Below are 12,448 nucleotides of genomic sequence, written 5' to 3' on the forward strand. Positions count from 1 at the left end.
ACAATATCAAAGACGGAAGGATTTCATGCGGGTAGCGGGATTGGTCCGTATGATGATCAGGATTCTTCGTTCTTTCCGTTTGACAATTCCGTCTACGGTCAGGATCCAAATGACTATATCAACGCGGATGGTTTGCTAAATGGAGACCGTAAGTACATTTTCAAACTGCAAGGAAGCTACCTGCTTCCGTGGGATATGACTCTGAGCGGGAACTATTCCGCTTTAACTGGGCGGCCTTACGCGCGTCAAATTGCAGTTGTATTAAACCAGGGCATTCGCACGGTCTTCGCAGAACAGCGAGACGGCTCGCGCAGGACCGAGAATGTCAACCTGCTCGATCTGCGAATAGAGAAGGATTTCATTGTTTCCGGATCCTTCGGATTTTCGGTCTCTGCGGATATTTTCAATGTCTTCAATAGTGACACATTTTTGGATGTCGCTACTACATTATCGGGTCCCGGCACTGAAGGAGCCTTTGGAGTTGGCTCCATTTTCGTTCCGCCGCGCCGGCTCATGATCGGACTGAAAGTAAAGTTTTGATTTTTCACCACGGAGTCACGGACAAAGTAGCGTAGGCGTCCCGCCTGCGAACTGCCGCAGACGAGACGTCCGCGCCACTTTGTTTCATGACTCCGTGGTTTATTTATGTTGGCTTTACTCATACTCGCAGCAGGGGAGTCTTCCCGCATCCGCTTCCCGAAAGCTCTCCTGAAGATTGGAGAGGAAACATTTGTCGAATGCATCATTCGTAAAGCCAAAGAAGCAGGAATCGGCTCAATTTCCGTGATCACCGGTGCAGATCACGAAAAAATTACGCAGAGCTTGTCGCAGCTTTCCTGCATCCACAATGAGAATTACATGCAGGGCCAGATTTCGTCTCTTCAAAAAGGAATCAGCAAGCTTCCTGAGATGATAAACGAAGTGATGGTTTGGCCGGTGGATCAGCCCTTGATCAAAAGGGAAACTGTAGCCTCGCTGATCGAAAGCAGAAATCATGCAGGAAGAGCTTTAACGATCCCGGTCTATCAAGATCGAAAGGGACATCCGGTTATCTACAACAAGGATGCGATGGAAGCCGCGATAGGACTGCAGCCGCATCAGACCGGGAAGGATTTGCAAGCTTTTTTTGCGACGAACATATCTTTTGTTGAAGTCGATGATCCTGGAGTCGTTATTGATATTGACACCCTGGAAGATTATGAGAAGTATATTAAGCCTTCTTAAAATCTAAGGATCTTTCCAATCGTTTGGAGTTTTTTACCAGCAACACTTCCGCCAGAATCGAAATAGCGATTTCCGATGGATTCTTTCCGCCGATCTGCAAGCCCACTGGCGCGTGAATTCGCTCAAACGTTTTTGCTTGCATCCCTTCTTCCTGCTGCAGTTCCCGAGCAAACTGACGTATTTTCGCCTGGCTGCCGATTAGACCCACGTAAGCAGTTTTTGAATCGGCGTATTTTTGAACCAGCAATTTGTCTGTTGCATGGCATCGTGTGAGGATGACAATGTAAGTTTCTTCATCTACTTGTGGAATCTTTTTCGTAAAATTGCGATCAGTTAAAATAATCCTGTCCGCGGCCGGATGTTTCTTCCGGCTTGCATATTCCTTCCGGTCGTCAACCACAACCACCGAAAACAATTCCGTTGCCGCTCCGATTCGCGACAAAGCCTGGCCCACATGCCCGCCTCCAAAAATCAGTAGCTGCGGGCGCGGGGCGTATTTTTCAAAAAACACTTTTACCAGACCCTGACAGTACATTCCAAGTTCAGATTTTGTAAGCTTGTAGTCTCTGGTTTGTGGCGAATCGCTTTTCAAAAAGGCCAGACTGTCCTGAATCACTTCGGCTTCAAAGGTTCCTCCACCGATTGTGAATTCAAACGATCCATCGGAGCGGACGATGATTTTTGCTCCGGATTGTTGCGGGCAGGATCCTTTCGTTTCCAGAATAGTGGCAACGACAAAGTGTTTTCGCAGATCAAGAAGCGTCGCAATACGGCGATGGAGCGCTTCCTGATCTATTCTCATTGTGGCTGAGCAGTCTGGGAACAGATACTAGTCATGATCGTGACCGCTATGATCGGTATTCTCGCGCGGATGAAATTCCGCGATGATCGTCTCACGGATTTCTAACGGGGACAATCCTTGCTTCGCCAGCTGATCTGCCTGAAGCGCTTCCTTCATACAAATATCACAGATTTCCGCGTGATCGCTGACGAAACAATCATGCAAAGAGGTATGTCCAAATCGCTCGCAGTAGCAGAAACAGGGAAGTTGCGCGATCAATTTAGGATCATTCTGGACTACAACATAGGAAGCCTTCGCCGCGGGACTAACTGTTGCGGGATCTTTGACGGGCTGCAGGGTTACATTGTCAACGTCTACGTTAAAAGGAGGTATCTTGAAATCCACGGACTTGGTTTCCGTTGAAGCGGGAGCAGTTTGTCCCTGCGGAACACTGATAACCGGTTCGTGCTTGTGCGTATGTTCCGTCTGAGTTTGCGCAGGCTCATCTTTTTTGACAAGCACAGCATAAGTGGCAATTGCTATGAGCACCAGGCCAAATGCTATGATTGCCAGCGGCGAAATGGACGATGATGGTTTCTTTTCCTCGTTTTTCATAAGGAAGGAATTATACGTTTCATTTTGCTATTCGCGCAACTTCGGGTAAGCACGTCGCGTTGACCACAATTCCTTGACACACTTGTGTGCCCTATATATAGTTTAGTTAGTTTTAGTTACGGGGTGTTGGAAATTTATGCATGTAGAGATGAGGATTAAGGGTTTGATGTTAGATCCCATTACAAACATGCCCATTGTCATTCTGTCCGATCTGGATGGACAACGAATTCTGCCAATTTGGGTTGGGTTTTTCGAGGCAAATGCCATCGCTTTACAGATGGAGAATGTCACGACTCCCAGACCGATGACACACGATCTGTTGAAAAATGTCATTGCGGGGCTCAATGCAAGCGTGAAGAAGATTGTGGTGAACAATCTCTGGGACAACACATTTTATGCGCTCGTTTTCATCGAGACCAATGGGGAAACGGTAGCAATTGATTCCCGTCCAAGTGATGCAATCGCACTTGCCTTGCGAATGAAATCTCCAATCTTTGTTGAAGAAGAAGTGATCAACAAGGCGAAAAGTTTGGATGGGACCCGGGATCTGGCAGATAGCGAAAGCTTGCAGCGCTGGCTGGAGAATCTCCGGCCGGACGAACTCGGCAAGTACAAGATGTAACCTTCCACAGTATTAGTTCTAACCTATTAGTTTATGGAGCGCAGGCATCCTGCCTGCATCAGGGGCCGCAGGCTGAGGTTGTTGAATAGTTCGGTCCGCATCGTGAACAGACTCTTTCGAATTATTCAACAACCTCGGCTTCCAGCCTGCTTACTTTATGCCACTCCCGCTTTGCGCTAAGATGGATCTATGATTCTTGCAATTGCCAACCAGAAGGGTGGGGTGGGGAAGACCACCACGGCCATTAATCTTGCGGCAGCGCTCGCCAATAAAAGGCATAAGACGCTTCTACTGGATCTGGATCCGCAATCGAACAGCACTCTTTCTTTTCTTAATTCGGATCAAGTTGAAAAATCGGTCTATGACGCCATGATTGACGGGCTCGGTAATTTTCCTGAGATCATTCGCCCAACATCCGTTGCAAATCTTTATCTTGCTCCTGCCAGAATCTCGCTGGCAAAGCTGGAAAGTAAGTTAATGGGAGAAATTGATTCTCATTTCCGTCTAAAGGACAAAATGGCGCCTCTCGTATCCGAATATCCTTATATTGTGATCGATACCCCACCTACTTTGGGGTTGATCACAGTAAGCGCGCTCGTGGCTGCAACGCATGTCCTGGTTCCCATTCAGTCTTCTTATTTTGCATTGGAGGGAACCGATGATTTGCTGGAAACAATTCAAAAAGTGAAGACCCGCGCAAATCCCATGTTGCAACTTCTGGGAATTTTGGTCACTTTACATGATCGCAGGACTACTCTGGGGCATGATATCGTGCAGCAGATTGAACGCACTTTTGGTGAGAAGGTTTTTCGCACCATGATCACCAAAAGCGTGCGTCTCGAGGAAAGTCCTGCGTACCGGGAAAGCATCTTCACTTATGCTCCTAAATCTTCGGGTGCCGTTGAATATGAAGAATTAAGCAGGGAGGTTCTAAATCGTGAAAAGAGGACTGCCTGAGTCGATTCGCATGAAACATGATTTGCATTATGTGGATGAGCTTCTGGAAGAAAAGTCAGGAGTTGTTGGACGCTATATTCCGATTGAGCTCATCCGGCCGAATCCAGATCAACCGCGGCGGGAGTTCGATGATCTCTCTGAACTGATTGCCTCGATCCGTGAAAAAGGAATTTTGGAACCACTGATCGTTCGTCGCTTCGAAGATGGTTATCAAATCGTGGCAGGGGAGAGGAGATGGCGCGCTTCCAAGGAAGTTGGACTTTCCGTTGTTCCTTGCATAGAAAAAAATGTTGATGATCGCGAGATGCTTGAAATCGCATTGATCGAAAATTTGCAGCGCAAAGATCTAACACCATTTGAAGAAGCGGATGGTTTGCAATCCCTCGCAGAAAAATTTCAATATACACACGCGCAAATCGCGCAGGTGATCGGAAAATCGCGTACATCCGTTACGGAAACTCTTTCGCTAAATCAAATTCCGCAAGAAGTGCGCGATCTATGTCGGCAGGCCGACATTTCAAGCAAATCACTTTTGCTTCAAATCGTGCGCCAACCAAATGTGGAAGAAATGAAAAATCTTGCGATGCGAATCGGACGCGAAAATCTTTCGCGCAATGATGTTCGCAAAGAGAAACAACTTACTTCAAGTAAAAAAGCAGAACCATTCCTGTTCAGGTTTAGGGGAAATAATTTTAAGCTGATGATCCGCTTCAACAAAGCGAAAGTTTCACATGATGAAGTTGTCAGTGCACTGGAAACTACTTTAGAAAAATTAAAGTAAAAAACAAAGATAAACTAATTCATTAGATGTTGGCCGGCCGACAAAAAAAAGTTCAAGGGTTCAGGAGTTCAAAGGTGCAAAAGCATTTTGTGAAAGCACATTGAACTTTTGAACTTTTGAACCTTTGAACCTTTAAACCATGAATCTCCTGGTAATCAGTGATCTCCATCTTGGTCCAGAGACATCAGAGCGGAATGAGTTGTTCCTTCAGTTTTTGGATCATGCGAGCAAAAATCAGGATCAGGTTCTTATCGTTGGGGATCTTTTCGATTTGTGGCTCGGGTGGAACGATTTAACAATGGAATTCCAGAAGCCGATTCTGCAGCGAATGAAGGATCTATCTTCCTCAGGGCTGCAAATGGACTACGTGGAGGGAAACCGGGACTTTGGAATTTCGCAATTCGAAGGTGTTCTTTTCCGTAGAGTGGCGCCCGATTTCTTGCAAAGGGAATGGGCCGGAAAACGCATTCATGCCGAGCATGGCGATTTGATCAATGAATCGGATCGTCCATACAGACTCTGGCGACGAATCAGCAAGAACAGATTCTCTTACTTCTTGCTGGCGCATCTCCCCGCATTCCTGACTTTAAGAATCGCATTAAGGTTGGAACAGGGAATGCGGAAAACAAATCAGAGGCACAGAATGCACTATCCCGATCAAAACTCTGAGAAATTCTCTTTTGGTCTTTTTCGATCAGGTGTGGATTTGATTGTGGTTGGGCATTTTCATACAGAAAAATCTGTTGAAATGGTTTTAGAAAATCGGAATGTGCTATTCTATAACCTGCCTGGATGGGAACAAGGGTTCCGTTATCTGGTGATTCCTTCCAGCGGGACACCTTACTTTACGGATTGGGGAAAACAAAATGGAAATTCTGCAACGACGTGAAGAAAACGTAGTGATTCTTGATATCTATGGCGCGATTTCACTTGGAGAAAGTAAAGAAAAATTCGCCCATGTGATGGATGAGCTTCTTTCTGAATCCGGGACCAATGTGCTTGTGAATTTTTCGGCAATCAACTACGTTGACAGTACCGGGATCGGCGAACTGGTTGGTTACCTGAATAAATTCGTTGAAAAGAACCGGCAACTGAAAATTCTAAAACCGCATGAACGGGTGCTCAAATTGCTGCAGATCACCAAGCTCGATACAATGTTTGAGATTTACAATGATGAAGAGCAGGCGTTGCAGAGCTTTAACAGATAACTTCGGCGGTCCGGTTCTTCATCGCTCTTTGCAATTGAGCAGGAACAAGCCGGTTCGTTCATCGTAGGTCCTATCCATTTTCTCAGGAAACGGAAACAAGATTACCTCCGCCGTAACCGCAACAATTCCCGAAAACAGGTGACCTCCGATTACGCTGAAATCATCGCGCCCCATCGCAACGTGAATGTGAATGAAGGGATTTCCTTCACGGCTTGCCAGATTCCCGGAGCAGCTTATTAATTCTGCAATCTCGTTGAACTTTTTCCTGCCGTATTCCTTTTTGTTCAGATAGTAATATCCCAGCTCAAAATCCTGAAGCGCTCCGATAGCTTGAATCGACCCTGCGGCAATATTTTCTTCTTTAGCAAAACCCATGAGAGAGGTGAGTAGCTCATCGCCAATCTTAGGAATGAGAACATACGCCGTTCCTTGCTTCCTCACATTCATCTAAAATCCCTCCTGCATGTCTTTCAGTTACCTGAAGTATATGTTTAGTATGTTTAGAAATTACTTTAATATTGACAATGATGGCCTGTCTGTTAGCATGGCCGCGGAGGTAATTCATGAAAAACTGGATATTCATTCTTTGCATTCTTTGCATGATTCCCACGTTTGCTTTTTCGCAATCAAAACCGCAAACTCAGACCCAGACGGCTGAGAAAGAGAAAGCAAAACCGAATACCGATGAATTCGCGACTATGGTCGCCGACTATTACAAAGCCTGGAATACGTTGAATCTTCAGAATCCAGCGAAGTACTACGCCAAAGATCCCGCATTGATTTTTTACGATGTGACACCCCTTCAATATAAGGGTTGGAACGAGTATAAGGCCGGTGTGACAAAACTGCTGGAGAATTTCAGCTCGTTCAAGCTAATTATGAACGATGATCTGGTTGTAACACGACGGGGAAAAACAGCCTGGATGACTCTGACTTTTCGCATCTCCGGCAAACAGAAGAGTGGTACTGCGATGGAACTGGACTGCAGACACACCGCTATCTGGGAAAAACGAAAGGGGAGCTGGGTGATCGTCCACGAGCACATCTCCGCGCCGCTTCCTCCTCTTTGAGCGTAGTGGCAGAGCATTTGACATTCTAGTGAACTGATGGTGAAATTCGCACGATTGCCGACAACAGTACAGAGATAACTGTTCGTGATCAAATGCTCTGTATTTCTGTGAATGGAGCAGAGCATTGTTTGGGCAAACTAAGGGATACTGCAGAGCGCAATTGAATAGTCTATCTAGTTCAAACCAGAAGTAGGGACAATGCTCTGCCACTACCAGCTTGAGCTAAAACGAGGCGATGGCAGCCGCTTCGTCTTCGAAGATTTCGAATATCCCGAGCAGGCCGGTGATCTTCAGAGTATGGCGGATCATTTTGTTCGGTTGGAGCAATTTTAGTTTACCGCCGTTTTGGGTGATGGTTGTGTAGCTTTTCACCAGCGCTCCGATTCCGGAAGAATCCATAAATTCGACGGCATCCAGGTTTACGACGATGCGGTTGTGCTTGCGGGAAACTAAATCGGTGATAGTTTCCTTGAATACCTGTTCATTGGCTCCTACAGTCAGGCTTCCAGCAAGATCGAGAACTACAACGTCCCCTTTCTTACGCTTCTGCATGTCGAACTCATGATCCATATCTTTTCCCCGCTAATTGATTGGGTATGTGAAAGGTGTTAAGATCAGCCCAAAGTTGCATTTGCTATTATAAGTGGGCGGTCTGGTGCAGTCAAACGAAGAGGCAGATGTGAGGTTGCGGTGCCGGAAGAAACATCCAGCAAGGTATTCCAGCTTTATCGTATCGCCTATTCATTAATCTTTTGCCGGTCACTTCATGAGGTTTTAGAAGTTGCAACACGGGACCTCGCCAAATCAGTCCAGGCAGTAAATTCCATCCTCTGGCAGTTCGATCCTAGCCAGGGCACTTTGAATCCAGTCTGCACACATCTTACGGAAAAGGGAATCAAAACCCGGTCTGTATCGGCCGGCGCGGACTATCTTGGCGAGGTTTTTCGCGCGGGCAAACCACTTCTTCTGCAACTTGAAACGCTCCGGCAACCGAACAAACACATGCAGCTTCCAAAGGACATGGTTCCTTATAGCGGAATCTGTGTGCCTTTCAAATCGAAACCGGAGTTGCAGGGTGTTCTGGAAATGTTCAACAAGACAGATCCGCTGCTTTCCTTTACAGAGGAAGAGGGGGAGTATCTCGCAAAGTCATTGGAGCTGGTGACGGTTGCGGCCAGCAACATGCGTTCTTATGAGGAACAGTCGCGCAATCAACTGAATGCCATCACGCGGTTGACGCTCCTGTATGACATCAGCCAGATCTTCAACTCAACACTGGAACTCGATCAACTTTTGCCGATCATCACGGAAAAAATTCGCGACATTCTGGATGCAGAAACTTGCACAGTCTGGCTGCTCAGCGAAGCGGAAGATGAAATTCGCTGCGCCAAGAGCATCGGAGAGTACTCCGAACTCTTCAGCGGGTACAAAGCAAAGCTGGAAGAGGATATTGCGGGGGAAGTGATCAAAGAAGGAGAGGGAATTCTCCTGGAAGATGCCACTGAAGACGAACGTCTGAAGAAAAGACTTCCGGATGAAGAGCAGAATCCGGTTGTAACTTATCTTGCAGCGCCGCTGGAATGCAAAGGTCAAATCCTTGGCACGCTTGAAGTGATGAATCGAACCACTGAGAATTTATACAATGAAGAAGATCAGTTTCTCTTGAATGATCTCGCGCATCAGGCGGCCGTCTCGATTCATAACGCCAATTTGCTCCGCGCCGAACGAAAGGCAAAGGAGCTCGATGCTTTACTTTCGATCAGTCACGAAATCACTTCGACTCTAAATCTGGACCGGGTTTTAAAAACGATCGTAAACCAATCCGCCTCCCTGATTCCTTACGACCGCGCCGCTATCGGCCTGATCGATCGTGGCCGCGTGAACCTTGTTGCTGTCTCAGGACGAATGGAAGTCGACAAACAGAGTCTTGAGATGAAGGATTTGAATGAGATTGTCACCTGGGCCGCACATCTGCAAAAGGGATTGTACATATCTGAGTACGAAGGAAAGATCATTACAGATCGCGAAGAGACCAGGGAGAAGTTCAAAGTGTATTTCGAAAAAAGCGGGGCGCGTTCCTTTGTCACTTTGCCGCTGAAAGATGAAGAGGGGGAGCTTGGCATTTTATGTTTTGAAAGCGCAAAGCCTTATTTCCTAGATGAACGCCATCTGGAAGTCGTAAGCATACTTGCCAACCAGGCCACCGTAGCAATACGCAACGCGTCTCTCTACAAGCAAGTACCGCTTATGAACATCATGCAACCGCTGCTTGAAAGAAAGAAGAAGTTGCTGCAAATTCCGCGGGGTCGGAGGATTGCCTGGGCTACCGGAGCTGCTTTGTTCTTGCTGCTGCTGATTATTGTTCCCTGGAAGATGAAGGTCGGCGGAGATGTGACGGTTCTTCCGGAACGCAGAACGCCTGCTGTTACGGAAGTAGAAGGAATTGTGCAAAAGGTCTTCCCTCGCGAGGGCGCAAGGGTGAAAAAGGGAACGGTCGTCGCTCAGATCAAAGATGATGACTACCGGCTTGCTCTAAACGATTACAAGATGCAGCGCGAAGTGTTGTTGAAAGAGATCAGTCGAAGTCAAAGCCTTGGGGACTCCGGAACGGTGCGTTTAAAAGAGCTTGCTCTCGATCAGGTGAATCATGAAATCACTTATTTTGAGAATGAATTGAAGAACACACAGATCGTTGCCCCGGTGGATGGCATTATTATCACTCCCAAGATCGAAGAGAAAGTCGGATCGTTTCTCGCAAAAGGGCAGGAATTTTGTGAGCTGGCGAATATGCAAGCTCCCCGCGGCGAAATTCTTGTGGACGAAGGCGAGGTGGGTTACCTTCAAATGGGCCAAAAGACCCGTTTGAAAATGAATTCCTATCCCACAATGAGCTTTTCAGGCGCCGTGAGTCTTTTAGGCACGCAGTTGATTGATAAAAACCCTGACAGGTACTACCGGTTGGAAGCCCGAATGGAGGATCCGGATGCTTTGTTGAGATCGGGCATGGCTGGTAAGGCCAAAATCGAAGTTGGTTGGCGTCCCATAGGATATGTCTTTTTACGAAAGCCCTTCCGTTTCTTATGGAAAAAGCTTTGGGTCTGGTTCGCTTGAGATCCGGCTTCCAAAACTGAGAACGGACCTCGTTGTTCGGCAACAGGTTCGCGAACACGAAGTCTACTACATTATCAAAGACCCGGTCCTGAAAACCTATTATCAGTTTAATCCTGATGAATGGGATCTTTTCCAGCTTTTTGACGGCACCAGAACGGACGAGGAGATCATTGAGCAATACAATGCGAAACATCCCTTCGGAGTCATAGACGAAGAGACAATCGACAGCTATAAAAACAGCCTGATGCAGATCGATCTTTTCGAAATTCCGCCTGCCGAAAAGAATCTGATGTTAATGGAACGAATCCGTTCGCAGCGAAAGGCAAAAGCGGAAGGGGATGAGTCCATTTTTTACATGTCTTTCTCCGCCTGGGATCCTGATGAAAGTCTAAACAAAATCATTCGTCACATACGATGGTTGTGGTCCAGAGAATTTTTCATCTTTTCTTTGATTTGCATCATTCTCGGGTTGATGATTACTTTCAGCCGCTGGGACGGATTCAAGGAAGGCGTAATTGAGAATTATTCGTTTCACAAGAAAAGTTTCTGGCAGGTTTTCGTTTTCATTTTCCTCATGTTTACCACCGGCGGGATTCATGAGCTTGCGCACGGACTGACTCTGAAGAATTTTGGAGGTGAAGTAAGGCAGATGGGTTTCATACTTTTTTACATCAGTCCCGCCTTTTTCTGTGATGTAAGTGACTCCTATCTTCTTCAGGAGAAGAAAGCCCGTCGTTGGGTGATACTTTCGGGCGGCTATTCGGAGTTGTTTGTTTGCTCGATTGCGGGGTTCGTGTGGTATTTCGCCATTCCGGGCACATTGCTCTACGATTTCTCTTTTCAGATTATGTTGTTCACGGGCGTTTCTTCCTTTTTGTTTAATATGAATCCTCTTGTGAAATTGGACGGCTATTTCCTTCTGATGGATTTTGTCGGCATCCCTGATTTAAGGGAGAACTCTTTTGAATACGCAGGTCAGTGGATCAAGAAGAACATTCTTCGACAGAAAGTGGAAGACATGCCGGATCTGACGCGTAGAAAACGGCGAATCTATCTGACGTACGCGTTTTTTTCCGCGATTTGGACCACAACACTTTATGTATTGATCGTTGTCTGGTTTCGGAATATTTTCGTCGGACTCTTCAAGCAGTGGGGATATTTGCCACTGAGTATCATCGTCTTTCTTCTCTTCCGCAAGGAACTACAGATTCTTTACGGCAATTTGAAGTTTGTATATCTGGACAAAAAAGAGATTCTTATGAAGAAGAAAAAGTACGTTATTGCCGGCGCCGCAGTGGCTCTGGTTCTACTTCTGACAATTCCTACACACATCAAAGTCAGCAGCTCGTTCGTGGTTCAGCCTTATGAGACATCTGAGATCCGCAACGAAGGGGATGGATTCATCCGGAAAGTGCTGGTAATGGAAGGCACAAAGGTCAAAACCGGGCAGGTGATTGCCACTTTAGAGAATCCTGATTTGAGTCAGGATGTGTCAAGGGTTCAGGCGAAGCTTGAACTGGAGCAAAGGCAGCTGGCATTGCTTCAAGCCACGTACGATCCGGCGGAGTATCAGATGAAATTGAAGACTCGTGAACAGCTTGAGCAGCAGCGTGCAGTACTCAATGAGAGAGTAACCAAGCTGGTTTTGCGTTCACCGATGAACGGACGCATTGTGACTCCGGGTGTCGATGAAAAAGAGGGGAGCTACATAAGGAAAGGTGAGCTTTTCTGCAAGGTTGCGGACGTTGATAAAGTAAAACTTGAGCTGCCTGTGCAGGAACACGAACTGCAGGATGTTCATCCCGGGTATCGCGTTAGAGTAAAGCTTGATGCGTTTCCGACTAAGAGCTTTGAAGGTGTAGTAAAGGAGATTGCTCCCGCGGGAGCCGACTATGTGGAGTCCGTGCAAGGGACCTACGCTCGTTTTCGAGTTCTTGTCGTGATGCAGAATCCAGCGGATCAATGGGTCAGTGGTATGAGGGGAGATGCAAAAATCCTGGGTAACAAATTGCCTGTGCTTTTTCGGATAGGCCGGGAAATAACGCGATCTGTCCGTTCTCGCGTGTGGTGGTAAAAAAA

14 protein-coding genes are annotated in these 12,448 nt (G+C 46.7%); 10 read left to right on the forward strand and 4 right to left on the reverse strand.

The window, feature by feature from the left end; translation table 11 throughout:
• Positions 1-540, forward strand: a 540-nt coding sequence (locus tag L0156_09765) for a hypothetical protein (protein MCI0603289.1), incomplete at its 5' end; no start/stop codon positions are given.
• A gap of 105 nt (positions 541-645) precedes the next feature.
• A complete protein-coding gene (locus L0156_09770) occupies positions 646-1,224 on the forward strand; it encodes a nucleotidyltransferase family protein (GenBank protein MCI0603290.1) in 579 nt (192 codons plus the stop codon).
• Here the strand turns inward: L0156_09770 and L0156_09775 are convergent.
• A complete protein-coding gene (locus L0156_09775; protein MCI0603291.1) occupies positions 1,211-2,026 on the reverse strand; it encodes an XdhC/CoxI family protein in 816 nt (271 codons plus the stop codon). The genes L0156_09770 and L0156_09775 overlap by 14 nt on opposite strands.
• Before the next feature lie 27 nt (positions 2,027-2,053).
• Positions 2,054-2,620 (reverse strand): PCYCGC domain-containing protein, encoded by a 567-nt coding sequence (locus tag L0156_09780; GenBank protein MCI0603292.1) that lies wholly within the window; start codon positions 2,618-2,620, stop codon positions 2,054-2,056.
• Between the two features lie 136 nt (positions 2,621-2,756).
• Here L0156_09780 and L0156_09785 point away from each other — a divergent pair, with 136 nt between their 5' ends.
• The 5 genes from L0156_09785 (at position 2,757) to L0156_09805 (ending at position 6,188) form a co-directional block, all read left to right on the forward strand.
• A complete protein-coding gene (locus L0156_09785) occupies positions 2,757-3,242 on the forward strand; it encodes a bifunctional nuclease family protein (protein MCI0603293.1) in 486 nt (161 codons plus the stop codon).
• A 189-nt stretch (positions 3,243-3,431) separates the two neighbouring features.
• Positions 3,432-4,199: a ParA family protein gene (locus L0156_09790; protein MCI0603294.1), complete on the forward strand. Its 768-nt coding sequence runs from the start codon at positions 3,432-3,434 to the stop codon at positions 4,197-4,199.
• Complete coding sequence (locus tag L0156_09795) at positions 4,180-4,980, forward strand: ParB/RepB/Spo0J family partition protein (protein ID MCI0603295.1); 801 nt, start codon at positions 4,180-4,182, stop codon at positions 4,978-4,980. Before L0156_09790 ends, L0156_09795 begins: the two co-directional genes overlap by 20 nt.
• A 139-nt stretch (positions 4,981-5,119) precedes the next feature.
• A complete protein-coding gene (locus L0156_09800) occupies positions 5,120-5,869 on the forward strand; it encodes a metallophosphoesterase (protein MCI0603296.1) in 750 nt (249 codons plus the stop codon).
• A complete protein-coding gene (locus tag L0156_09805; protein MCI0603297.1) occupies positions 5,847-6,188 on the forward strand; it encodes an STAS domain-containing protein in 342 nt (113 codons plus the stop codon). The genes L0156_09800 and L0156_09805 overlap by 23 nt, the downstream gene beginning before the upstream one ends.
• An 18-nt stretch (positions 6,189-6,206) precedes the next feature.
• Here the strand turns inward: L0156_09805 and L0156_09810 are convergent, their stop codons facing one another.
• Positions 6,207-6,635 (reverse strand): DNA-binding protein, encoded by a 429-nt coding sequence (locus L0156_09810; protein MCI0603298.1) that lies wholly within the window; start codon positions 6,633-6,635, stop codon positions 6,207-6,209.
• Positions 6,636-6,751: 116 nt separating this feature from the next.
• Here L0156_09810 and L0156_09815 point away from each other — a divergent pair, with 116 nt between their 5' ends.
• Positions 6,752-7,258 carry a nuclear transport factor 2 family protein gene (locus tag L0156_09815; GenBank protein ID MCI0603299.1) on the forward strand — a complete coding sequence of 169 codons (507 nt, stop codon included), beginning with the start codon at positions 6,752-6,754 and terminating at the stop codon, positions 7,256-7,258.
• Positions 7,259-7,480: 222 nt separating this feature from the next.
• Here L0156_09815 and L0156_09820 read toward each other — a convergent pair whose 3' ends face one another.
• Entirely contained in the window at positions 7,481-7,828 is a 348-nt protein-coding gene (locus L0156_09820) for an STAS domain-containing protein (protein MCI0603300.1), read from the reverse strand.
• A 120-nt stretch (positions 7,829-7,948) separates the two neighbouring features.
• On the opposite strand from L0156_09820, the gene L0156_09825 reads away from it, so the two are divergent.
• On the forward strand, positions 7,949-10,369 hold the full coding sequence (locus L0156_09825) for a GAF domain-containing protein (GenBank protein ID MCI0603301.1): 2,421 nt from the start codon (positions 7,949-7,951) through the stop codon (positions 10,367-10,369).
• On the forward strand, positions 10,308-12,443 hold the full coding sequence (locus L0156_09830) for an efflux RND transporter periplasmic adaptor subunit (protein ID MCI0603302.1): 2,136 nt from the start codon (positions 10,308-10,310) through the stop codon (positions 12,441-12,443). The genes L0156_09825 and L0156_09830 overlap by 62 nt, the downstream gene beginning before the upstream one ends.
• Positions 12,444-12,448: the final 5 nt, after the last annotated feature.

The organism is bacterium (genome assembly GCA_022616075.1).
GTDB lineage: Bacteria > Acidobacteriota > HRBIN11 > JAKEFK01 > JAKEFK01 > JAKEFK01.